This is a genomic window from Paraburkholderia sp. BCC1885, assembly GCF_900996235.1.
Taxonomy (GTDB): Bacteria; Pseudomonadota; Gammaproteobacteria; order Burkholderiales; family Burkholderiaceae; genus Paraburkholderia.
In genome coordinates this window covers 769,515-791,233 of record NZ_CAAJGM010000111.1, presented here as the reverse complement: position 1 = coordinate 791,233, position 21,719 = coordinate 769,515, and the positions used below count along the sequence as shown (strand labels likewise).

Below are 21,719 nucleotides of genomic sequence, written 5' to 3'. Positions count from 1 at the left end.
AGCGCGCATTTTCAACCTTATATAGAGCACAAAACATGCTGACTCGTGAACAGATTCTCGCAGCCGACGACCTGAAGTCGGAAGAAGTGGAAGTCCCGGAATGGGGCGGTTCGGTGAAGGTGTCGGTTATGAGCGGCGTCGACCGCGACGCCTTCAACGAATCGATGCAGGCGTCCGACAAGTCGATTGGCTATTTCCAATCGAGCCTGCTCGTGTCGACCGTCATCGACGATGGCGGTCAGCGCGTTTTCACGATGGCGGACATCGACGCGCTGCGCCTGAAAAGCGCTGCTGCGGTCACGCGTGTCGTGAAGGTAGCCGAACGGCTCAACGGATTCGGGACCGACGCGGTGGAGGCGGCAGAAAAAAACTCCGAAGCCGCCCAGAGCGGCTCTTTTGGTTCCGACTCGCCCGCGAACTGAAAATGTCCGTGCGGCGCTGTCAGCGCGAGGTCGATAGTGCGGAGTTCGTCGAGTGGATTGCGTTTTCCCATATCGACGGCTTGACCGCTGAGATGGACGACCTTCGCTGCGGCCTCGTGACGGCGGCGACGTACAACGTGCACCGCGACACGAAAAAAGCCCGGAAACCGTTCGGCCCGGTTGATGTCGTGCCGTGGCTGAATCGCACCGAGCCGGAAGAGGATGCGAGCCCGGTTCTTCTGGCCGACAAAACCGCGCAATCGAATCTGATTTGCGCCGCACTGTTCGGGAAGGTCGCGAATGGCTAGGAGAGCGTTCGAGATGGCTAACCCCAAGGCGCTCACCGCGCAGCTGGACGCGCTCAGCCTCGCCGTCAACGAGTCTACCTTGCGCAAGGCGGCGCTCGCCGGCGCGAATATCTTCCTTGCCGAAGAGAAACTGCGCATCCCGAAGGACACGGGCGACGGCGAACGCGCGCTAATCATCGCCTATGACCAGGAAGAGTCCGTGACGGGCAAGTTGGCTTCGTACATCGTGACGTGGCTGAAAAGCGCGTATTACCTGCGATTTATCGAATACGGAACGTCGAAAATGGCTGCGGAGCCGTTCAAGCGCCCGGCGTATGAGGCGAAGAAGACCGCGGCGGCCCAAGCCGTCGTTGATTCCATTGATGCACAGATAGGGGCGGCAATCCGTGTCAAATGACAGCATCACGCGCGTCACAGCAGACGCGAGCGGCTATCGGTCCGAGTTGGACTCGGCGCGCAAGTCCGCAGCCGCATTCATGCAGACGCAGGACCAGGCGGCTGCGCGCGTGGTCGTGGCACAGCAGGCGATCGCCGAGGCCGCGGCGAACGGCAGCAATGCCAGCGCGCGCTCTATCAATTCGTTCATCTCGTCGCTCACGCGTGCTGCTGACACTGCCGGCAAGACCCAATCGCAATTGCTCGAGATGAAGGCGGCTCAGCTCGGCGTCTCGGATGCGGCTGCGTCATCGATCGCCGCGCTGCGCGCGTTCGAACAGCAGAGTAGCGCGGCCGGCGAAGCGGCTGAGGGATTTGGGGTAAAGAGCGCCGGTGCGCGCCTGGAGATTGTTCGGCTGATCCACGAGGCGTCAACCGGCAATTGGGGGAACTTCGCCGGCTCTGCCCAGGTGCTGGGTGAGAAGGTCGACATTATGGGCAAGCTGATGTCGCCAGCAGGCATTGCGATCGGCTTGGCATCTGCTGCTGTGGTTGGCTTTGCGTATGAGGCCATCAAAGGCGCGTCGTCGTTTGATGCGCTCGGCAAGTCGGCTCAAGTGACCAATGGGTATATCGGCTTAACCTCTAGCAACCTCGAGGATATGTCGAAAAACATCGCTGGTTCTGGACAATCTATCACCGACGTGCAGGCGGCCATGACGGCGCTTGTGTCTAGCGGTCAGGTGGCCGCCGATCAGCTAGCGCTCGCCACGAAGGTGACGGCGGAATTTGCGAGTGATACGGGTAAATCGGCCGATCAGGCGGCGCAGGCCATGATCAGCTTTGCCCAGGATCCCCAAAAAGCGCTTCAGGACTTGCAGACGCAGTACCACACGTTCACGGCGGCGCAGGTCGATGTTATCGAAAATTACATCAAGACCGGTGACAGCGCGGATGCGTACAAAGCCATTTTGCAGGGCATGGACGACGCGCACACCAAATTCAAGGATTCTGCGACGCAGAATATCGGGATCGTTCAGAGTGCATGGCTCGGTTTGAAGTCCATTGTTGTTGATACGATCAACCGCATCAATGGCATTGGCGTAGCAGCTACTGACACAGAAAAACTTGCCGCCGCAATGCAGCGGGTTGACGAAGCGCAGGCGAACGTCGCCAAAACAGCATCCATGCCGGGCAGCTTCGGCGCACAGGCCGCTCAAAAGGGCTTGTCGGCAGCGCAAGCCGCTCTCTCCGACACCATGCGGCAGATCTCCGATAGTCAGAGGGCAGCAGACCAGCAAGCGAGTATTGCAGCGGCCGGCGATGGCGAGGTGGCGTCGAATAAATATCTTAACTCGACCGATTACGCCACGCCGCTGCAGCAGCGTAACTTGGCTATCGAGAAAGAGAATGCGGCTTACGCCGTCGCCATCGCGGGCGTCGACAAAAATTCGACGATTTTTAATCAAGATGAAGCCCGGCACGCAGCCGATCTCGCCCAGATCGAAAAGCAATATCAAAACGCGATCGGAACGAAGTCCATCGATACCGCTGGTTTGCAACAGCAAGCCGATGCCGTCAAGCAGGCGCTGAGCCAGATCAACACCGAATATACCAACAGCGTGGCAATTCTGGACGCCGCGCACAAAGCTGGCGCTGTATCGGACGCCGATTATTACGATCAGCTGCGCGCCGATATTGCCAAAGCAGAAAGTGCGCGTGAGGGGCAGTTGGAGGGGGAAATTGCAGCCCTCAAGCAACATCAGGCGAGCGGCGCCGAGCAGATCCGGATCAACAAGCAGATTCAGGATGCCGAGACGCAGTTGGCGAACGCCAGGGCCGATTCATCGACCTTGTCGCAAAAGAGCTGGCAGGCCGAGGATGCTGCGATGGTGCAGCGCATGGAAAGCGTCGTGAAATATACCGACGGGTTGAAGCAGCAGCTAGCTACCATGCAAAATTCGGCCGACCTTCAGGTGTCCAGTGTGGGCATGGGCACGCTCGAATCGCAGCAGGCATCGCAGCTCAATTCCGTGATGCGTCAGTATGACCAACAGAGAACGACGCTGCTCGGCCAGCGCAGTCAGGCCACGTCGCCCGACGACAAGGCTATGTACGACAACCAGCTTACGGCGCTTCAGGCCGCACAGGACAAGGCCGTGAGCATCACGCAGGACGGCTTTGACCGGATGAAGGTCGCGCAAGGCAATTGGGAAAATGGGGCGACCCAGGCTTACCAGAATCTCGCCGACCAGTCCGCGAACGTTGCTGGCCAAGTTTCATCGGCCTTTACCGATGCGTTCAATGGCATGGCCGACGCGTTCGCGACTTTCGTCACGACGGGGAAGCTCAGTTTCACTAGTCTCGCAACCAGCGTCATTTCCGACATTGCTCGTATGGCCGCGAGGGCGGCAGAGTCGCAGTTGTTCGGCGCGGCCTTAAGTGCGCTGGGGATTGGCACGAGCAGCGCCGCCACGTCGTTTTCCGGCGCATTCCATCTCGCTGCCGGCGGCGCCGTGTATGGGCCGGGTTCGTCAACCAGCGACAGCATTCCGGCCATGCTTTCGGCTGGCGAGTACGTGTTGCCCGCTTCGGCGGTGCAACGCGTCGGCGTGCCCGCGCTTGATGCGCTAAGGGGAGGGAGTGCTCATGGCATGTTGCGATTCGCGCTCGGCGGTTACGTCGGGTCGGGCGCTGCTGCCGCCACAAGCGGCGGTGCGGGCGACATCCACATTGATGCGCCGGTGAGCGTGCAGGGCGGCCCGAGCGCCGCGGCGAATCAGAGTGGGGGCGCCGAACTGCAGAAGAAACTCGACCAGATGCTCAAAGCCTTCCTTCAGAACGAGCGCAAGCAGGGCGGCACGCTCTGGAAGATGCAAAACGGGATCGCGTAATGCCTGACATTTTCACGTGGGTGCCGACAGTCGCAAACCTGTCGGGCACTGCGACGCTGCTCGTCCGGAAATCGCAGTTTGGCGACGGCTACACGCAGCGGGCGCCTGACGGAATCAACAATCGATCTTCGTCGTTCAACCTGCAGTTCGTGAGGGACGCCGCGACGATCTCCGCGATCCTCGCCTTCCTTGATGCGCACGCTGGCGCGACGGCGTTTTACTGGGCGCCGCTGTTGCGCGAGCAATCGCTCTTCACTTGTGAAACGTATTCCGAGCCGACAAAAGACGGCAACGTGTACACGATCAGCGCTATGTTCGACCAGACGTTCGACACAACCTCGGCTTCCTGACCACTATGACCGTTCTCCAAAAAATCGCTCTTGGCACGCCACCGACCGGCAACGACGGCGACACAACGCGAACCGCAAACACGAAGGTAAATTCGAACGTTGATGTGCTGAATACGCAAGCGGCACTCGGGAGCGCGCCGGAAGCCGTCACGGCACCTCAGACGCTTGTTGCGGCGACGCACCTGGGCAAACGGGTGAATATCAATCTGGCGGCGGCCGGCTCTGTCAGTCCGCCTCCGGCGTCGACCTGCGCGGCCGATAGCGTTATTTTGCTGCGCAATCTTGGAGTGACCGTCGTATCGCTGCCAGCCGCAGACGGTTCGGGCGATACCGTTTCACTGTCAGCACTGAACCCGGGCGAGACGGCGTTGCTCGACACGGACGGCGTCCATGGGTGGACGGTGCTGATGCGCGGGCGAACCAACTCGGGCGATGAGGTAGTAAGCGGAGCGCTCACGGTAGCAGGACTGGCAACGCTAGTGGGCGGGTTGTCTTTCGGTGCGAATGGTCAGGCTGCCATATCGGCAGCGGGCGCATACTCAGGGGTCAGCGCTGCATACACGGGGAATGTAACCGTAGGCGGGACGCTAGCCATTACCGGAGCAGCGGCATTTTCAGCCGGGTTATCTTGTGGTGGCAAGGCTATTACCAGCGTCGGCGCAGCCGTCAACGCAACGGACGCAGCAAATAAGTCATATGTAGATGGAGGTCTGGCAACCAAACTCGCCAACCCAACCGGCGGTGTTGGCACGTTCATCCGGGGCGACGGGGCAAACACTCGAACCTTGCAGGCAGTTTATCAATCGTACGGGACGGGTAGTTCTGTAGTCGGCTACGAGCTAATCGTGGCCGGGGTGTCTGGCTCTATGATTTATATGCAGAACACCGGTAATATGGTTTTCTGTAGCACGGGGGGGAATACAAGCAACGTTCTTACGCGCGCCACCCTGGACACAGTAGGTAACCTAAGTATCGCAGGCGCCCTGTCTCAAGCGTCCGACTCCCGAATCAAGACAAATATAGCGGTAATCCCGGAGGCGGGTGAAAAGCTGGACGGTATCCGCGGGGTTACATTTAATCGCACGGACCTTGCGGACACAGATAGAACCTACGCGGGTGTCATTGCCCAAGAGGTGCAAGCGGCTTTGGCGTGCGCCACGTCTATTAGTCAGTCTGACGATAGCGGCTCAGTACCAAATATGCTCCACGTTGATCCTATGGCTGTCATCGGCATTCTTGTGGAGGCTGTTAAAGATTTGCGCGGGCGCGTAGCAGCACTGGAGGGCAAACAATGACTATTACAGCCGACATTCAGCAGCTAGAGCCGGGCAATCTGATCGAGCTTTTCGAGATGGACTGCACGGCGATCGGCGGCGACATGCTGCGCTTTCACGGTCACTTGCAGTCGACGTCGATTTTCTGGCAGGGGAACGAATACAAGCCGTGGCCGATTCAGGGCAGCGGTTTCGAGCACACGTCAGATGCGCAGCAGCCGACGCCCACGCTTACTGTTGGCAACACCGGTGGAACGATCTCGGCGTTGTGCGTGTTCCTCGACGACCTGGTCGGCGCGAAGGTGACGCGGCATCGCACGCTATCAAAGTACCTCGACGCGCAAAACTTCGCCGCGGGCAACCCGACAGCAGATCCGACTGAGGAAATGGCGGTCGAGCTCTGGTACATCGAGCAGAAGACCAGCGAAACAAACGTCCAGGTCGAATTTACGCTCTCGTCGGCGCTGGATTTCGGCGGCCAGCAATTGCCGGCGCGCCAGATCGCGCCGTTGTGCCAGTTCGACTACCGCGGCCCATATTGCGGCTGGACCGGGACGACCTATTTCACTATCGCGGATGTCGCCACCGACAACCCGGCGCTCGACCAGTGCAGCAAGCGCACGACCGGTTGCGAATGCCGGTTCGGCGTCAATGAGCCGCTGCCGTTCGGCGGCTTCCTGAGCGACAACTTCTCGTAGCAACCCATGAATGAAACCACGAAGGCCGCCATCGCGCAGCACGCCTTGGCGGAGTACCCGCGCGAGTGCGTGGGGCTTGTTTGCATCCGCGACGGCGCCGAGGTGTACGTGCCATGCCGGAACGTCGCGGCCGCACCGACCGAGAATTTCAGCCTTTCGCCGGAAGACTTTGCGAACGCAGAAGACCTTGGCGTCGTCGACGCGCTCGTGCATTCGCACCCTGGTGGCTCGGCGCGTCCGTCGGGCGCCGATCGGGCGATGTGCGAGCAGGCCGGCATCGGGAAATGGGTAATCGTGTCGCTCGGCGTGCAGGCGGACGGCTCGATTGGCATTGACGGATGGTGCGAATTCTCGCCGTCCGGTTATGTCGCGCCGCTGATCGGCCGCGCGTTTGTTCACGGCGTCCACGATTGTTACGACCTGATCCGCAGCTACTACCAGCTCGAGCGTGGCGTGACACTGCCGAATTTCGAGCGTCCGGACAACTGGTGGGAAGACGGCGTCTCGAATCTCTATCTGGACAACTTTGAGGCGGCCGGCTTCGCAGACATGGGCCAAGACGCGGAGATCGAGGTCGGCGACGTGCTGCTGATGCAGGTCAGGAGCAGGAACGGCGTGCCGAATCACGCCGGCATCTATCTCGGCAACAACGTGTTGCTGCACCACATGTGCGGGAAGCTCTCCGGCCGCACTGTCTGGGGCGGCATGTGGGCGCGCTGCCTGCGCACAGTGCTTCGATACAAAGGGGAACCAGCGTGAGCGACAAGGTGCGAAGGGAGTCATTGAACCAGAAAGTTCGGACGGTGAGGCTTTACGGGATCGCTGGACGCCTGTTTGGCCGCGTGCATCGCTTTGCTGTTTCGTCGACGGCGGAAGCAATGCGCGCGTTGTGCTCGCAGATCGCCGGATTCAAGAAATTCCTGATTAACGCCAAAGACAACGGCCTCACGTTTGCTGTGTTCAACGGCAAGCGGAACCTTGACGCCAGCGAGCTGGCGTACCCGGTCGGCAGTGAAGAGATCCGCATTGCGCCGATTATCGTCGGCAGCAAAAACAGCGGCCTTTTTTCGACCATCCTCGGCACGGCGCTGGCGGTGGTCGGCGTTGTGACCAGCGAATACGGTGGCGGCTTCCTTGTCGGGATCGGCGCATCGATGGCGCTCGGTGGTGTCGTGCAGATGCTCAGTCCGCAGCAGAGCGGCCTCGCATCGAATAGCGGCCCGGACAATGGCACGTCGTACTACTTCAACGGCGCGGTCAACAGCAATGCGCAGGGCGACTGCGTGCCGATCGGCTACGGCCGCATGCGAGTGGGCTCGAAGGTCATCAGCGCAAGCATCTCGGCAGCGGACCAATAAGCATGCGTATATCCGGTTCGAAGGGCGGTAGCTCCGGCAGCACGCCGACCGAGTCTCCCGACAGCCTGCATTCTGTGGCCACCGCGACGGTGCTCGACCTGGTGTCGGAAGGCCCGATTCAGGGTCTCGTGAACGGCCTTCAGTCGATCTTCCTGGACGATACACCGATCCAGAACCCGGACGGCTCGACCAATTTCACGAACTACACCGCCGATTGGCGGCTCGGCACGCAAGACCAGACGTTCATGTCCGGGTTTCCCGCGGTCGAAAGCGAAATTGCGATCGGCATTGCGCTGACGTCCGACACGCCATGGGTGTATGAGATCGAGAATACGCAGCTCACGGCTGCACGCATTCGCTTTGGCGTGCCTGAGCTTGAGCAGTCAAATCCGACGACCGGGGACGTGACCGGTTACCGGATCGAGTATGCGATCGATCTGGCTGTTGATGGCGGCTCATATTCCCAGGTCGTTACCGGCGCATTTGATGGCAAGACGACGACGCTGTACGAACGCAGCATTCGGATCGAGTTGCCGGCGGCCACGACGAGCTGGCTCGTGCGCGTGAGGCGCCTGACAGCCAATGCGCATAGCGCGCTAATCGCCGACACGGTGAATATCGAGGCGATCACCGAAATCATCGACCGGAAGCTGCGGTACCCGATGTCGGCCTTGATGGGGCTGTCGTTCGATGCACAGTCGTTTAGCGATGTGCCGACGCGTGCGTACGACCTGTACCTGCGCATCATCAGCGTGCCGTCGAACTACGATCCGACGACCCGCGACTATGCCGGCACGTGGGACGGCACCTTCAAGCAGGCGTGGACCGACAACCCGGCGTGGATTTTTTATGACCTGGTGCTGAATGACCTGTACGGTCTCGGCAAGCGGGTCGACGCGTCGATGATCGACAAGTGGGGGCTCTACACGATCGCGCAGTATTGCGACGTGATGGTTTCCGACGGCAAGGGCGGTCAGGAACCGCGCTTCACGTGCAACGCCTACATCCAGTCGCAGGCCGACGCGTACAAGGTGCTGCAGGATCTCGCCACTGTCTTTCGCGGAATCGCCTATTGGGGGCCTGGGCAGGTTGTGGCGCGCGCCGACATGCCGGCCGACGTGTCCTACGTCTATACCGCGGCGAACGTGGTGGGCGGCGCGTTCACCTACGTTGGGTCGGCACGCGGCACACGCTATACGACGGCACTCGTCAGCTGGAACGATCCGTCGAACGGTTATCAACAGGCGGTTGAGCCGTACATTGATGAAGACGGTGTAGCTCGCTATGGCGTCGTGAAAGCGCAGATCACCGCGTTTGGAACAACCTCGCAAGGTCAGGCGCATCGCCTCGGCATGTGGACGTGCCTGACGAGCCGTTACGAGACGGCCACCGTTTCGTTTTCGGTGGGCTTGGACGGAACGCTCTGCCCGCCAGGCGAAATCATCGCAGTGGCAGATCCGGCGAAAGCAGGAAAGCGCATCGGCGGCCGCGTGCGCGCTGCGGCCGGCCAATCCGTGACGCTCGACAAGGCGCCGGCGGCCGCCGCCGCCGGCGACACGCTAACCGCCGTGCTGCCGACCGGCATCGCGCAGGGCCGCACCGTGCAATCGGTCGATGGCGACGTGATCACTGTAACCGAGGTGTTCGATTCGGCGCCGGTTCCGGGCGCGGTGTGGATGCTCGAAAGTGCGGACCTGCTGTCGCAACTGTTCCGTGTGGTCAGCATTCAGGAAAGCGACGACAACGGCCAGATCACCTACACCGTCAACGCCACGCAGTATGAGCCGGGCAAGTATGCCGCGATCGATAATGGCGCGGCCATCCAGACGCGGCCGGTTACTGTCATTCCGCCGTCCGCGCAGGTGCCGCCCACGAACGTGACGCTGTCGACGTTCTCGGCGATCGACCAGGGCATTTCCAAAACCACGATGGTCATTTCGTGGAACGCGGCCGCGAACGCTGTCTCGTACCTGCCGGAGTGGCAAAAGGACAGCGGCGAGTGGGTGACCATGAACGCCGTGGGCGGCCTGCAGGCGGAAGTGCCCGGCATTTACCAGGGTGCATACCTCGCGCGCGTGCGCGCCGTGAACGGCATGGGCGTGACGTCGATACCGGCCTATGGCGTGCTGACGAACCTGACCGGCAAAACCAGTCCGCCGCCACAGGTCACATCGCTGACGGCCACGCCGATTGTGTTCGGTATCAATCTGGCATGGACGTTTCCGGCGGACGGCTCGGCCGGCGACACGCAGCGCACCGAAATCTGGTACAGCCGCACGCCGCTGCTCGCTGATGCCATCAAGTTTTCCGATTTCGCATTCCCGCAGGCGTCGACGTCATACCAGGGGCTTGCCGCTGGCCAGTCATTCTTTTTCTGGGCGCGCCTCGTTGACACGTCCGGAAACATCGGGCCGTGGTATCCGGACGGCGATGGCATCAACGGCCAGAGCAGTAGCGACGAAACGGAATACGAAGCCTACTTCGCAGGCCAGATCACGCAATCGGCGCTCGGCGCGGACCTGCTGGCACCGATCGAGTCGATCACGCCGCCGATGGCCGGGCAGGCGGACATTTACGCTGGCGACGATACGTCGTATGCCGGCGTCTGGTCGTTGCAGTCCGCAACCCAGGAAGCCGACCTCACGCAGGCTCAGCGCACCGACACCGTCGCAGCGCAGGTTCAGACGGCTCAATCCACGCTAAGCGCGGACATCCAGACCGAGACCGAAGCTCGCATCGACGCCGACAGCGCGCAGGCGACGCAGATCACAACGATCCAGGCGCAGGCCGACGAAAACACCGCGGCGGTGCAGACGGTCGCCAGTTCGTATGCGGATTTGAATGGCCGTGTTGCTGCGTCATACCAGATCAAGACGCAGATCACGAGCAATGGGCGCACCTATATCGCCGGTATCGGTGTGGGCGTCGACAACAACAGCGGGGTGGTCGAGTCGCAGGTGCTGGTTTCGGCAAGCCGGTTTGCCGTGATCGATCCGAACGGCGCGGCCGTGACAGCACCCTTTGTGGTGCAGGGTGGTCAGGTGTTCATCAGCCAGGCGCTCATTGGTACCGGTTGGATCACGAACGCAATGATCGGGAACGTCATTGAGTCGACCGTGCTCGGCGCAAATGGCCAGCCGCGATGGATCATCGACAAAAACGGTTCGATCACGCTGAACGGAGCGAATGCTGGCAGCGGCTACATGACGCTAAACGACTCGACGCTGCTGGTGTACGACGGCAACGGAACGTTGCGCGTCCGATTGGGGCTTTGGTAATGGCAGTCGGCCTGCAGATCTTCGATGCGTCCGGAAACATTGTGCTCGACGCCACGTACCGCGTGATGCGGATCGTATCCGCCGCGATCATCGCTGGCGGTAGTGGATTAAGTGGAACTCTCTCTACGGACTCCAGACTGGCGCAAGGATGTTGGGTGTCATTTCAACCCGCGCAGACGGCCGGCGACGGGTACCTGAATCGCGGCGTTGTATCTCCGCGCTTCACCTATTCCGGCGGCGCGCTGACCTACTCGTACGCGACCGGCAATAACGGCGCGATGGATACCTATCAGGGCGGCACTGTGTTTTGGGGCTCTTACTGATGACCGCAGGATTTCAGGCGTACACGGATAGCGGCCTGGTGCAGATCGACGGAACGACGCAAAACTACGCGCTGCGCCAAACCATCGGCGTCACGACCGCTGCCGGAGACATGAACGCCGGTAAGGCCAATTCCGGCGCGATGTACACGTTGCGCGCGAATATCGCCGACGTCACCGTGTCCGCTGTGCAGCCGCTGTTTGCAATTTACAGCCCGAGTGCATATGCGACGATCATCAAATGTGTGAATAACGGTGGAAATAGCTGGACCGTGCGCCTATGGTCGAGCGCGGCGGTCGGCCTGACGCTCTATGTTTTTGATCAGTCTGCAGCTGCGGCGCCCGCTGGCGCCGGATACGGACTGCAGGTGTTCGACGCAAGCGGAAACCTGATTGCCGATGCGCGTCAGCGGCTGGCCCGCGTACTGGACTCTCAGGCTGGAAACATCAACAACGCCGGCGCAGGCTGGGGGCAGTGGAACCAGGTCGACACGTGGACAACCTCCTTTAGCTACGCGGGCGTTAGCAAGGTAGGCGTCGCATGCGTGGGGAATGCGTTCCTTTCCGCGCCGACCGGTGGCACCAATAACGGCTGGTACAACATGAGCGGCATGCAAACGGTCGGCAACACCATCGATTTCGCGTACCAGTATTTTCAGCAAGGGAGCGTGTCGCACCCGGGCGACGTCGTTTGCTACGGTTCGGCGTTCGACTGGCGGTTTATTGCGATCGATCTCAGTAATCTCTAAAAGGAATCATCTAATGCCACTTCAGCTCGACTATGTGACGCCGTCGACCGGCGCAACTGCCAGTTATCACGTTGTACAGCAGGTTTCCCTAGATTATGCATCGAGCATCACCAATGCAACGGTTGCTTCGTATCTCAGCAAGGATGCGCTCGCGGCTGGAAAATTTCCGATGTACTCACAGCAGATCCAGGTCGCGGCGCTCCCTGCAAGCGGCACGGATGCGAGAGCATTTTCCGAGACGGAGCTTGCCGCTGCCGCGCCGACGGACGGGAGTGCGTCTAGCTATCCAGGTCGCTATGCGTTTGCCGGCGCGGCCGTCGTCGATTGAGCCTTACGGTTGATTACAAAGTCGAAATTTGGATGTAAACTTTGTGGGCAGTTCAAGAATTAACAATAACCATCCGGGGAACAAAATGATTAAAACGATATTGGTTTCTGCGGCCGCGATTTGTCTGGCGGCATGCGGCGGGGGCGGTGGCGATTCGCAGCCCACGGCAAAAGCGCTCACGATCTCCATGTATGGCAAGCCGATCGTGTCGGCGACTGCGCCCGTATCGCATGCGCAGGTCGCTGTGGTCGCAAAAGCGGCCTCCGACCCGTCGACGGCTGATACGCAGGCAACGGTGCAGTCGCTTCAGGCTGCGTTGGCCGCACGCGGCGTAACCGCAGACATCGCGCCGCAGGTAATGGATGCCACTGCGTTGCATGAGATCGTGACGACTCAGTACAACGGCGCTCCGCCGAACCCGGATCAGTTCCAGTCCGATCCTAGCGAATGGATGATCGTTAATTTCCAGCTAGACGACATGGTGACGTCGTGGAACGATCCGAGCCAGCAAGCGGCCGTCGCGCAGTTCTCGCAGGATCTGCTCGTGTTTTCGCAATGGGCGGCCGTGGCAGGCAAAGCGGTGTTCGTGGTGATGCCTATTATTACTTGCGACACATTTAACTCGGCGGCGCTCGGGTTGAGTACCGCGATCACGAACGCGGCCGGCAATGGCGCGCCCATCCGCACTATTTCCGAGACCGCCTTTCAGGTGGGATTTGACCCGGACGGAACGGCAGTCGCACTGCCCGGTCAAGACCTATCGCACCTCGGCGCCGACTGTCGAACGCCTGACGCCTATCTACAGAATCTCGTAGTGGATGCAACGGCAGACACGATCGCGCTGGCGTATCAGCAACCATCGACCGCAAGCCCGGCTAGCGGAGCATCAGCAAGCGGGACGTAGCGCGAGCCACAACCGTACCAAAGCCAGCCTTCGAGCTGGCTTTTTTTATAGCCGCCGCGGGCGGCTTTTTCATTTCCGGAGTGCCAATGGAAGGCCACGAGCAAATCGTAACTGCGATCAATGGGTTGCGCGAAGAGCTGGATCAGCGCCACTCAGAAAACACGACATCGGCCGCGGTGACGAATAACAAGGTCGACGAGGCGATCCGTCGAATTGACGACCTGCACAAGGCGTTTCCCGGTGGCGATTGGGACGGCCACCGCCGCTATCACGAAACCCTGATCGCCAAGGCCGAGGCGCGCTCGAAGTTCTATCAGGAACTGCGCGTCGAGCTGGCGAAGCGGGGGCTATGGGCGCTGGCCGGCACGCTCGTTCTGGCGCTATGGGCGTATTTCAAATCCAAGGTGACATCGTGAAACCAGTTTCCTATTGGCGTAAGGCGCACAGGCGAAACAGCGTGCGCGCGCTGATCGTCGGCGCAGTCGTGCAGGCTGCCGGCGGCGCATGGGCGACGCTGCCTGACGCCTACGTTTCCCGTTTGCCGATGTGGGTGCCGTTCGCCGTGAGCGGAGCGATTTTCGCATTTGGCCTATGGGCCGCGTACACGCATCAGTCGGCGCTGGGGGAATGATGGCGGATCTACGACAGAGAAGTCTCGCGGCGATCGCTGGCGCGGCGGCCGCCGCTGCGCTGATCAGCATCGTGCCGAAGTTTGAGGGAACGGTGCTGGTTGCAAAGCCCGACCCGGTCGGCATCGTCACCGCGTGCATGGGCGACACCAAAGACGTGAGGCTTGGCCAGCGCTTCACGCCGCAGGAATGTGAGCAGCGCCTCGAGGCGCGACTCGCCGAAACGGCGCAGGGCGTCGACCGCTGCACGCCGCTTGCGCCGATGGCCTGGTATCAGCGAGTCGCGTTCGTCGACTTCGCATACAACGCCGGCGTCCGCGCTTACTGCGGATCGACGATGGCGAAGAAGGTAAAGGCCAACGACTACGCCGGCGCTTGCGCCGAGCTGTCGCGTTGGACGTATGCGAGCGGCCGGCAACTGCCGGGGCTCGTCAAGCGGCGTGCGATCGAGCGCGCCATGTGCGAGGGGAAAACTCAATGAATGGTTATTTCATCACCGGCATTGTTGCCGGCGCGCTCGGCATTGCGATCGGCGCAGGCGGCACACATTTTTTCGATGCCGGTCACTACGCGGCGCAGCTGGCAACCGAGAAGGCTGCGCACGCGAAAGACAACGAGCAGCATGCGAACGACATGTTAGCCGTCTCGCGTGCGGCACTCGATGGCGAGCAGCGCGCGGTCGACGCGCACGACAAAGCGGAAGCCGCGATCGCTGCGGCGGATGCACAAACCACAAAGGAAAAGGATGCCCATGAAACCGACAATCGCAACTATCGCGCTGCTCTCGCTGCTGGCACTCAACGGGTGCGCGTCGCAGTCCGCAACTGCTCTTCCGCCAGTGCCGCCAACGTGTCCGGAGCCGCCGGCGCCGCCAGCGTGGGCGATGGCGCCAGCGCCAGCGCAGACCTCGACCCAGCGGTTGCAGAACGCGTTTTCAGGGTCGCCGGAGACGACGACAACGAAATCAGCAAAGTGAAGGCGCTGCAGGCGTATGTTTGCGCGATCCGACCGGCGACGCCGGGTTGCGATGCCAGATAGCGCCATTTTCCGTACCTTAGGAAAAGAGCAAATCAATACCAATAAGGCTCTCCGGGCGATTATCTTTTCAATCAAAGGTACATGGGCCGAAATCTAGTGCAGTGATTGAAAAGGCATTCCGGGGAATGGTGGCATAGGTTAATAACCTATCCGGGGTTCGAATCCCCGTCTCTCCGCCACCGAACTCCAAAGCCTTATCCCATAAGGCTTTGCGGGAAGTCAGAGAAATCGGCGTGTTGGACACCGGCTTGGACACTTCAAGCCATCATGCGCCTGCCGCATCACCTTGTCCGGCACCCCTCGGGCATTTTTCACTACCGCCAGAAAATCCCGCTTGAACTTCAAGCTGTCACTGGTCGCAAAGTCATCAAAAAGTCGTTGCGCACGCGTTGCCCGAAGACTGCCCAGGCTTGGGCCTATGTCTTGGCTGCACGGTATGATGCCGTTTTTCATGCCGTGAGATCTGGTGAGATGACGAAACCAACTGTTGCCGATTTGCTCGCGCATGTTGATCCAGCCGACACCCGCCCATATGAACTGGCATTACCCAATGGGGTGTCGATCAAAGCGACCGATGCAGCAGATCACGCGCGCGCGATGGAAGCATTGAAACTGCTCGTGGCACAACCGCCTCTCGACGTGGCACCCGCCACGCCGCAGCCTTCAAAAACGCCACCAGGTATGAAGTTGGCGGCGGCCCACCGAGCATGGGTCCAGTTCATAGCCCCGTCCACGATCCGCAAAACGCTGTCAATCAAATCTTCCGCAGTCTCATTGTTCGTTGAACACGCAGGGCGGGCCCAGCCCATCAATGGCATTACACGGACGGATGTGGCGGGATGGGTGCAGGCGCTGCGCAATGCAGGTCTTTCGACGCCGACTATCGTTAACAAACTGTCCTACCTTAAAGGCTTCTTCGAATGGGCGAAGGGCGCGGGTCACTACATCAGTTCAGACAATCCTTCCACCGGGCAACTCACCTACTCGCATCGGGAAAAACGGTTACGGCGCAAACTTGGATTTAAGGCGTTGACCATGGAACAGGTTCGGGCGCTGTATGAACCCAAGGCATTCATCGGTCTTTCAGATGCTGCCCGCTGGGGCGCATTGCTCGGTCTTTACACCGGAGCGCGTGTTGCGGAAATCGGGCAACTAACGCTTGCGGATTTTCTGACCATTGACGGTGTGTTCTGTGTTCGCTTTACCGACGATGGCGAGGGACAGAGTCTGAAAAACAAGGCCAGCGAGCGCACGGTTCCGCTACATCCTGACCTGATCGAACTTGGCGTAATGGCTCGGGTGGGAGAGCTGCGAGAGCGAGGCGAAACGCGATTTTTCCCAGGGGTCAAGGTGGACGGCGTGAACGGTATGGGTAACTGGTTGAGCAAGGCATTTACTCGCCATCTGGCAGCTTGCAAAGTTCAACCCGAAAGCGGTGTTGGTAAGGTCGGGTTCCACTCCCTGCGCAAGACAGTTATTCAGGCCATGCAAACAGCAAACGTGTCCTCTGAGCATCGCGCGCAGTTCGTAGGGCACGAACTGGATGACGAACATCACACGGTTTATAGCCGACAATACACGGCCGCAGAGCTATTGGCCGTGGTCGGTCCCGCGTTACGGTGGTCTCTTGATCTCGCTGCCGTCCGGGCAACGCTATTTGAGTTGCCGGCCGGTCGTAAGCCGGCCCGTAAAAATGCGCAATCGGCAACGCAAACGCGGAGCACTTCAAAGTCACCTTGAATGCCCCGGGCGACGGCGTGAAGCGGGTGCGGTGGGTTCCTGTTTCCGCTCTTTGGCATCGAGTTTTGACGCGAGCGTGGAACGTGTCAGCAGTTTCGGCACGGTCTTTTTCTTCTCCTCGATCTGCGCTAGCAACGCCCGTTGCCTGTCGTCACGGGCTTGGATTTTCAGGTCGTGAAGCAAAGCATATTCGAACGCTTCGCGCAGAAAATCCTCGCTTCCGGTGAACGCGATGGTCGTCCAGTTCTTCGCCAGAGCGAGAGCGCAGAGGCGCTGGGCTTGATCGCGCGGCGTGCCGCCGCTCGCGTTCAGCGTCCTGCCGTGATCGGTGACGATCGAACTGTCGGCGAATACCAGAACGGCGCGTGACGGATCGATCGAGTTGACATGCGCGAGATCGCCGTAGCGCTGCAATGCCCAAGCGTAGGCTTGCGCGGTGAGCAAGCCGGTGTAATACCTCGGACTGTTTCCGCGTGTGACTTTGGGTTCATCTTCGAACACGAATAGCGCGCTTCCGTTCGCGGCGAAATCAACGTCCTGAATGTCGGTAGGGAGGGGTTTCATGCTCTGGTCTCCAAGGTGAATGTTGGTGGCGTGTTCTGCCGTAGCTGATGCGATCTGCGGGCTTGTCGCGGCCTGTTCGTAGGTCGGGGTGGGTTCGGTGCTTGCGACCGTTTCTAGGGCTGTTACAAGCGTCTGGATACGGTGGGCGTTCTGCTCTCTCACCTGCCTGTTGCGGGCGCGGCGCTGCCGCGCTCGTGGCCCTTTACCCTCATGAACCATCGCTGTCTTGCCGTCGAGTTCCGCCGCGCGTGCGAGGTCGCCGCGCGCGATGGCTTCGATTTGCTGCGCAGCGTTTGACCGATGATCGACGCGCGTGTTATGCCCCGCCGCTGCAAGCGCTTCGTTCGTGCGCACTGCGATCATCGCGCGCACTTCTTCGATTGCACCACTGGTGCGGTTATCGAGTTCTCGCGTCTTTGCCCCGAACCCGTGTGCGTCGATTTGTCGCGTGGTGGCGAGCACGTGAGCATGGGGCTGGGTGTCGAAATCATGCAGCCCAACGGTCACGGCAAAACCAAAGCGGTCTACCAGGTGCTGTGCAACGTCACGCGCAAGTATTTCGTTCTGTTCTGGCGTGAGTTCGCGCGGTAGTGAAAACTCGAACTCGCGCGCGACACACGCGTCCTTTCGTTTTTCAGCGGCTTCGGCTTTTTGCCAGCACTCGCCGGGATCATGTGCCCACATGGGCGCGTTATCGGGCACACAGGCAAAACTACCCCATACGCCCTTGCGCTTCGTGTAATCGTGTGTGAGGCCAGTGCGTGCGTCTTTCAATGCAACGCCGAGCCGATACGCGCACGCGGCCACGGCGCTATCGCCCTTGCTCCGGCTGAACGTTTTAACGTGAGCGTGGTAAAGGGGCATGGTGTGGTGTCAGTTTTCCGGGTGTCGGGGGCTTGCCCCTGACCGCGCGCGTTGCCCGAAGGGCAATGCATAAGTGCGCTCTTGCAGAGAAAACCTTCGCGCTGCTCCGGTTTGGCGGCTCGCTGTCGCTCGCGTCGCCCGTTACTAACTTGACAGTTTTTCCAAAAAGCGCAAGGTGGGTTCTGGCGTTTCAACGGAGTGGCATATGTCGGGCGAACTGCACGAGCGCATCGAAAAACTGACCTCACAACTTGCGCGAGCGCAGGCGCTCGCCATGCTCAAAGAGCAGGCGGAAGCAAAGCGCGTGAAAGATGCGGCACGCAAAGCCGACACGCGCCGCAAAATCGAACTCGGCGGATTGATGCTTATCGCCCTGCGCAAAACTGGCGTGAACCCGACGCCTGCTGCGTTGGTAGGTGCGATCACCGAAGCGCTGGCGAACGGCGATGCCGAGCGGGTTGCCAGGTGGGAAAAGTTCGGGCACGTGCTCATGCGAAAGCGCCCGACAGGCACGCAAGGGCAAAACGATGCGTGACGATGCCAGAGCACAACACGCCTGCCAGCGCCGTCGCAATAGCGGCTGGTGGCGGGTGCTGGCGTTTCTGCACGGGTTCAATCTCGACAGCAGATTACAGGGCGAGAAAACGGAGCAGGGGTCAAGGCTCGCGCAGCGACCGCATCGCGGCTTGGCCTTGACGCCTGTGCAGTGCCGATACGCTCTGCGATGGGCTTGGGGTAGCCGTCGCTACCCCAAGCCCATGCAGGCAATCAGGCGGCTTTTTGTTGAGTTGTCTTCGCCGTGTTTTTCAGCACCTTCGGTTTATCCTCATCGGAGAGATGGGCGTGCTTCCGGATGTAGGTATTCGCGAACTTCACGCGGTCGCCATTGAAGACCAGATTAGGGTTCACGAAAAACATATGCGGACGGGTTTTCTGTTTCGCAATAAAGCCATGTTGGGCCAAATCGGGAATGGCCCGGTAGAACGCACTACGGCTGAGGATTTCAGCGCCGGTTTCCACGTCAGTAACGGTGTTGGCGTGCAGGTAGATTTCGTCTTTGCCCGGTGATTTCGCCAGTTCCGATACGATCAGGATGAGCAGTTTGAACCCGTTGTGCGAGAGGGTAAGAAAAGGCGTCAGGTCTTCGGTGAAAAGTTTGATGAAGGGAGCGGTGTCAAGAAACTCGACGAGGTTGGTTTCGGCATCGTGTTCGCGCCCGTCTTCGTCGGTGAAGGTCTTGCCCTCGACGGTGCTCCGGCGCTTTTTCGTTTTGATGGTCATGCCCGCCACGAATGGGTTCTGTTCTTCGCCTTTCGCCTTGGGTTTCGGTGGCAATCTTCTGACGTGGGCGTTCAGGTCGAAGACCTGCGCGCGCGGGACTTCTGTGCTGCCTGCTGCGAGGTTTTGGGGCTGGTTGGGCATGGCAAGTCTCCGGTTGATGGGGACTTGTACGGTCGCAGTTCGCGGGCAAGTCGTCAAATAACGCGGTTTTTTGACAAAGGGCCAACGTCAGGGTAAGAGGCGCAAGCAGGAGCCCCCAGCGGGGGCGGGATGCCGCACGGCGGCATCCGGGGGAGATGCGGCCCGCCGTCCCGGCGGGGTGTCGCGAGTGTGGGAAAAACGTCCCGGAGCAGACACGGCAAAGCGTTCCGGCTGGGACGTTTCGTCCCAGATTTGGGACGTAAAGTCCAGGTTCTATAAGGAGAAGCAGGCTACTCCTCTTCCTCTTCTGTCTTTCCCTTCTTTAAAGGGAGACTATCTCCAAGACACAGGTAGTGCCTTTTGCACCTGCATGGAGAGGGAGCTTGCCATTGATTGTGTCAGACCACCAGCAAGCCAGTGCTCTACCCCACGAACCTGAACTACCACCTGCCATGATCTGGCCGCCAGTCCTGCATTGACACCACCACTGCTGCTCACGCCCGTATATGTTCCTCCCGCTCCAATCGCCGTGTGGACGGTGAGTTCTCCGGCCTTCGGTGCAGTGATATACATCCGCTCGATTTCAGCGATCGGAAAGGTTGTCGCTGTTGCTCCGTTTTCAAGCATGGTGATGCCGGTAGGCCCGACCGTGAACTGCGTAAAGCGCCGTCCACGGTTCCACGAAGCCCCCTTCATCATCCAGAACAGAAAAAGGAGAAGAAGAGCGGTTGCGACAAAACCCAACCGGGGATTGATCGCAGCGAAGGCGGCGAACTCGGCAATCACCAGCAGCGCCACTACGATTTTTTTAAACACGCCCAAAGCTGACAATGGGCGAACCGTGAACTTCACCGTTTCCGTATCTAGTTTTTCAACGTCGTAGAGTGATTTAGCCATTTTATTCCCCGTTTGTGGCGGTGTGATGGAGAGCGGGCACTATGCCGACTGCGTTTATTGCAAAAAACCGTTTAACCTGCTGTAAAGCGTTGCTTCGAGTGAGGAGTTCGCGCTGTCTGTGGTGTGCAGTAACAGGGGTTGTCCGTTGCTGTCTTTAAATGTTGCATTGAACGTCTGGTCAAAGACGGTTTCCAGGCGTGGATCGATTTCGCCGTTCGGCGAGCTGCATTGGTTCATCTGCCCGGCAGGCATTCCCACTGTCAGGTATGCCGGTGGGGTGTTGCCTTGGGGATACGTTGCTCCGCATACTGCGATTGCGTTTTGCTTGAACGCAGTCACGAATGCGGGAATGTTCGTCAGGCCGAAGTTCAGCGCGCCTGCCGCATTTGAAGTCAAATAACCGATGGTGGCTTCATAAGCTGGATAAACGTTGCCATTGGTGTTCGCGTTATTGGCACTGATGAGATCGTTGCTGCTCACATAACCCAGCACGGTCGCTTTTGCTGGCATTGGCAACTGAGAAATCGTCGTTGCCATTCCTTCCTGAAACCACGTTTCAAGTCCGGTAAAGGGTTCGCTTAACGAAAACAAAGCCGCATGTGTAGTTTCGTGGCGGAACAGGTCGTAATAGGATGTCCCTACGGGTGCGTTATAACTGCTTGCACCCGGATACCGGATGTCGAACGCCGGGGCGTCGGCTGACATCAGTTGCATTACCGGGCCGACACCAGAACCAGTCTGGCCGACAAGTGACGTCCCGGTTTCGCCGTCGCTCTGGCCCAAAGTGGTATCGACGCAAAGCTCGATCCGGTTTGTTCCGTCGAATGCCGTTCCGGTGGTTGGCAGATTGAGCTTTGTGCGGATTTCAGTGACGGCCTGCTCCGTCAGGTCTGCGGCCAGTTCCTGCGCTTTCACGCTCGCACCGGCGCTGAATACGATCACGTCCGGGGCGACCACAACGGTGCTGCTGACAATGCTGGGACTTGCACAGCGCGCCTGGACAGCGGAGTCGTAGCCGCTGAAAGCGGGGCCGGTGTAGTTTTGCACCACATCCGCGACTATCGCCGCAGGAGGGTTATATGCGGCGAGCAACGCCGCGCCGTTACTGCTGGTTGTAGGGCTGCTCATGCTACCGGATGATCCGCTATTACCGCTGCCGCCTCCACCGCCGCAGGCGGCCAGTGAAACCCCGAGAACTGCTATTGCTGCAAACTTGACAGACATTTCGCACCCATTTTCTTGTTGATTGGACGGGGCACGGCACGGGCCATGCTGGGCGCGATAATAACTCGAAAAAGTCGGGAATG

The 21,719-nt window shown here is 59.9% G+C and carries 24 protein-coding genes; 20 read left to right on the top strand and 4 right to left on the bottom strand.

The window, feature by feature from the left end; genetic code table 11:
* The first annotated feature begins 35 nt into the window (after positions 1-35).
* The 19 genes from FQ755_RS12450 to FQ755_RS12360 all read left to right on the top strand — a co-directional run bounded on the left by FQ755_RS12450 (position 36) and on the right by FQ755_RS12360 (position 16,665).
* The gene (locus FQ755_RS12450; protein ID WP_144154452.1) at positions 36-422 is read left to right on the top strand and encodes a hypothetical protein; all 387 of its coding nucleotides are present in this window, start codon (positions 36-38) and stop codon (positions 420-422) included.
* Positions 423-424: 2 nt separating this feature from the next.
* Complete coding sequence (locus tag FQ755_RS12445; RefSeq protein WP_144154450.1) at positions 425-730, top strand: hypothetical protein; 306 nt, start codon at positions 425-427, stop codon at positions 728-730.
* A 13-nt stretch (positions 731-743) separates the two neighbouring features.
* On the top strand, positions 744-1,127 hold the full coding sequence (locus FQ755_RS12440) for an HK97-gp10 family putative phage morphogenesis protein (RefSeq protein ID WP_186308500.1): 384 nt from the start codon (positions 744-746) through the stop codon (positions 1,125-1,127).
* A gap of 79 nt (positions 1,128-1,206) precedes the next feature.
* Positions 1,207-3,999: a phage tail tape measure protein gene (locus tag FQ755_RS12435; protein WP_144154446.1), complete on the top strand. Its 2,793-nt coding sequence runs from the start codon at positions 1,207-1,209 to the stop codon at positions 3,997-3,999.
* Complete coding sequence (locus FQ755_RS12430; RefSeq protein ID WP_144154444.1) at positions 3,999-4,349, top strand: phage tail protein; 351 nt, start codon at positions 3,999-4,001, stop codon at positions 4,347-4,349. Before FQ755_RS12435 ends, FQ755_RS12430 begins: the two co-directional genes overlap by 1 nt.
* A 5-nt stretch (positions 4,350-4,354) precedes the next feature.
* A complete protein-coding gene (locus FQ755_RS12425; protein WP_144154442.1) occupies positions 4,355-5,644 on the top strand; it encodes a tail fiber domain-containing protein in 1,290 nt (429 codons plus the stop codon).
* Positions 5,641-6,321, top strand: coding sequence for a phage minor tail protein L (locus FQ755_RS12420; protein WP_144154440.1), 681 nt, complete (start codon positions 5,641-5,643; stop codon positions 6,319-6,321). The genes FQ755_RS12425 and FQ755_RS12420 overlap by 4 nt, the downstream gene beginning before the upstream one ends.
* Before the next feature lie 6 nt (positions 6,322-6,327).
* Positions 6,328-7,080 (top strand): C40 family peptidase, encoded by a 753-nt coding sequence (locus FQ755_RS12415; RefSeq protein ID WP_144154438.1) that lies wholly within the window; start codon positions 6,328-6,330, stop codon positions 7,078-7,080.
* 23 nt (positions 7,081-7,103) lie between these two features.
* Positions 7,104-7,679, top strand: coding sequence for a tail assembly protein (locus FQ755_RS12410; RefSeq protein WP_144154436.1), 576 nt, complete (start codon positions 7,104-7,106; stop codon positions 7,677-7,679).
* Positions 7,680-7,681: 2 nt separating this feature from the next.
* Complete coding sequence (locus tag FQ755_RS12405) at positions 7,682-10,957, top strand: host specificity protein J (protein ID WP_144154434.1); 3,276 nt, start codon at positions 7,682-7,684, stop codon at positions 10,955-10,957.
* Positions 10,957-11,280, top strand: a complete 324-nt coding sequence (locus FQ755_RS12400; protein ID WP_144154432.1) for a hypothetical protein — start codon at positions 10,957-10,959, stop codon at positions 11,278-11,280. The genes FQ755_RS12405 and FQ755_RS12400 overlap by 1 nt, the downstream gene beginning before the upstream one ends.
* Positions 11,280-12,026 carry a hypothetical protein gene (locus FQ755_RS12395; protein WP_144154430.1) on the top strand — a complete coding sequence of 249 codons (747 nt, stop codon included), beginning with the start codon at positions 11,280-11,282 and terminating at the stop codon, positions 12,024-12,026. The genes FQ755_RS12400 and FQ755_RS12395 overlap by 1 nt, the downstream gene beginning before the upstream one ends.
* 13 nt (positions 12,027-12,039) lie before the next feature.
* Entirely contained in the window at positions 12,040-12,354 is a 315-nt protein-coding gene (locus tag FQ755_RS12390; protein ID WP_144154428.1) for a hypothetical protein, read from the top strand.
* A gap of 43 nt (positions 12,355-12,397) precedes the next feature.
* A complete protein-coding gene (locus FQ755_RS12385) occupies positions 12,398-13,258 on the top strand; it encodes a hypothetical protein (protein ID WP_144154426.1) in 861 nt (286 codons plus the stop codon).
* 86 nt (positions 13,259-13,344) lie between these two features.
* A complete protein-coding gene (locus FQ755_RS12380) occupies positions 13,345-13,674 on the top strand; it encodes a hypothetical protein (protein ID WP_144154424.1) in 330 nt (109 codons plus the stop codon).
* Complete coding sequence (locus tag FQ755_RS12375) at positions 13,671-13,889, top strand: hypothetical protein (RefSeq protein WP_144154422.1); 219 nt, start codon at positions 13,671-13,673, stop codon at positions 13,887-13,889. The genes FQ755_RS12380 and FQ755_RS12375 overlap by 4 nt, the downstream gene beginning before the upstream one ends.
* The gene (locus tag FQ755_RS12370; RefSeq protein WP_144154710.1) at positions 13,889-14,368 is read left to right on the top strand and encodes a lysozyme; all 480 of its coding nucleotides are present in this window, start codon (positions 13,889-13,891) and stop codon (positions 14,366-14,368) included. Before FQ755_RS12375 ends, FQ755_RS12370 begins: the two co-directional genes overlap by 1 nt.
* Positions 14,365-14,925 (top strand): lysis system i-spanin subunit Rz, encoded by a 561-nt coding sequence (locus FQ755_RS12365; RefSeq protein WP_144154420.1) that lies wholly within the window; start codon positions 14,365-14,367, stop codon positions 14,923-14,925. Before FQ755_RS12370 ends, FQ755_RS12365 begins: the two co-directional genes overlap by 4 nt.
* Before the next feature lie 267 nt (positions 14,926-15,192).
* The gene (locus FQ755_RS12360) at positions 15,193-16,665 is read left to right on the top strand and encodes a DUF6538 domain-containing protein (protein WP_144154418.1); all 1,473 of its coding nucleotides are present in this window, start codon (positions 15,193-15,195) and stop codon (positions 16,663-16,665) included.
* Here the strand turns inward: FQ755_RS12360 and FQ755_RS12355 are convergent.
* A complete protein-coding gene (locus FQ755_RS12355; RefSeq protein WP_144154416.1) occupies positions 16,657-18,093 on the bottom strand; it encodes a MobA/MobL family protein in 1,437 nt (478 codons plus the stop codon). The genes FQ755_RS12360 and FQ755_RS12355 overlap by 9 nt on opposite strands.
* A 205-nt stretch (positions 18,094-18,298) precedes the next feature.
* Between FQ755_RS12355 and traD the strand changes: the two genes are divergently transcribed.
* Positions 18,299-18,628, top strand: a complete 330-nt coding sequence (gene traD / locus FQ755_RS12350; RefSeq protein WP_144154414.1) for a conjugal transfer protein TraD — start codon at positions 18,299-18,301, stop codon at positions 18,626-18,628.
* A gap of 233 nt (positions 18,629-18,861) precedes the next feature.
* On the opposite strand, the gene FQ755_RS12345 is transcribed toward traD, so the two are convergent.
* From FQ755_RS12345 to FQ755_RS12335, 3 genes are all read right to left on the bottom strand, one after another.
* Positions 18,862-19,515: a hypothetical protein gene (locus FQ755_RS12345; protein ID WP_144154412.1), complete on the bottom strand. Its 654-nt coding sequence runs from the start codon at positions 19,513-19,515 to the stop codon at positions 18,862-18,864.
* Between the two features lie 333 nt (positions 19,516-19,848).
* Positions 19,849-20,412: a hypothetical protein gene (locus FQ755_RS12340; protein WP_144154410.1), complete on the bottom strand. Its 564-nt coding sequence runs from the start codon at positions 20,410-20,412 to the stop codon at positions 19,849-19,851.
* 54 nt (positions 20,413-20,466) lie between these two features.
* Positions 20,467-21,636 (bottom strand): hypothetical protein, encoded by a 1,170-nt coding sequence (locus tag FQ755_RS12335; protein ID WP_260858513.1) that lies wholly within the window; start codon positions 21,634-21,636, stop codon positions 20,467-20,469.
* Positions 21,637-21,719: the final 83 nt, after the last annotated feature.

What these genes read in the sequence shown, in the direction of transcription:
- FQ755_RS12335 (WP_260858513.1), bottom strand. Translation starts at nt 21,636, where the DNA reads ATGTCTGTCAAGTTTGCAGCAATAGCAGTTCTCGGGGTTTCACTGGCC.
- FQ755_RS12395 (WP_144154430.1), top strand. Translation starts at nt 11,280, where the DNA reads ATGACCGCAGGATTTCAGGCGTACACGGATAGCGGCCTGGTGCAGATC.
- FQ755_RS12340 (WP_144154410.1), bottom strand. Translation starts at nt 20,412, where the DNA reads ATGGCTAAATCACTCTACGACGTTGAAAAACTAGATACGGAAACGGTG.
- FQ755_RS12380 (WP_144154424.1), top strand. Translation starts at nt 13,345, where the DNA reads ATGGAAGGCCACGAGCAAATCGTAACTGCGATCAATGGGTTGCGCGAA.
- FQ755_RS12430 (WP_144154444.1), top strand. Translation starts at nt 3,999, where the DNA reads ATGCCTGACATTTTCACGTGGGTGCCGACAGTCGCAAACCTGTCGGGC.
- FQ755_RS12355 (WP_144154416.1), bottom strand. Translation starts at nt 18,093, where the DNA reads ATGCCCCTTTACCACGCTCACGTTAAAACGTTCAGCCGGAGCAAGGGC.
- FQ755_RS12390 (WP_144154428.1), top strand. Translation starts at nt 12,040, where the DNA reads ATGCCACTTCAGCTCGACTATGTGACGCCGTCGACCGGCGCAACTGCC.
- FQ755_RS12400 (WP_144154432.1), top strand. Translation starts at nt 10,957, where the DNA reads ATGGCAGTCGGCCTGCAGATCTTCGATGCGTCCGGAAACATTGTGCTC.
- FQ755_RS12365 (WP_144154420.1), top strand. Translation starts at nt 14,365, where the DNA reads ATGAATGGTTATTTCATCACCGGCATTGTTGCCGGCGCGCTCGGCATT.
- FQ755_RS12345 (WP_144154412.1), bottom strand. Translation starts at nt 19,515, where the DNA reads ATGCCCAACCAGCCCCAAAACCTCGCAGCAGGCAGCACAGAAGTCCCG.
- FQ755_RS12440 (WP_186308500.1), top strand. Translation starts at nt 744, where the DNA reads ATGGCTAACCCCAAGGCGCTCACCGCGCAGCTGGACGCGCTCAGCCTC.
- traD (WP_144154414.1), top strand. Translation starts at nt 18,299, where the DNA reads ATGTCGGGCGAACTGCACGAGCGCATCGAAAAACTGACCTCACAACTT.
- FQ755_RS12405 (WP_144154434.1), top strand. Translation starts at nt 7,682, where the DNA reads ATGCGTATATCCGGTTCGAAGGGCGGTAGCTCCGGCAGCACGCCGACC.
- FQ755_RS12425 (WP_144154442.1), top strand. Translation starts at nt 4,355, where the DNA reads ATGACCGTTCTCCAAAAAATCGCTCTTGGCACGCCACCGACCGGCAAC.
- FQ755_RS12445 (WP_144154450.1), top strand. Translation starts at nt 425, where the DNA reads ATGTCCGTGCGGCGCTGTCAGCGCGAGGTCGATAGTGCGGAGTTCGTC.
- FQ755_RS12435 (WP_144154446.1), top strand. Translation starts at nt 1,207, where the DNA reads ATGCAGACGCAGGACCAGGCGGCTGCGCGCGTGGTCGTGGCACAGCAG.
- FQ755_RS12420 (WP_144154440.1), top strand. Translation starts at nt 5,641, where the DNA reads ATGACTATTACAGCCGACATTCAGCAGCTAGAGCCGGGCAATCTGATC.
- FQ755_RS12360 (WP_144154418.1), top strand. Translation starts at nt 15,193, where the DNA reads ATGCGCCTGCCGCATCACCTTGTCCGGCACCCCTCGGGCATTTTTCAC.
- FQ755_RS12370 (WP_144154710.1), top strand. Translation starts at nt 13,889, where the DNA reads ATGGCGGATCTACGACAGAGAAGTCTCGCGGCGATCGCTGGCGCGGCG.
- FQ755_RS12415 (WP_144154438.1), top strand. Translation starts at nt 6,328, where the DNA reads ATGAATGAAACCACGAAGGCCGCCATCGCGCAGCACGCCTTGGCGGAG.
- FQ755_RS12450 (WP_144154452.1), top strand. Translation starts at nt 36, where the DNA reads ATGCTGACTCGTGAACAGATTCTCGCAGCCGACGACCTGAAGTCGGAA.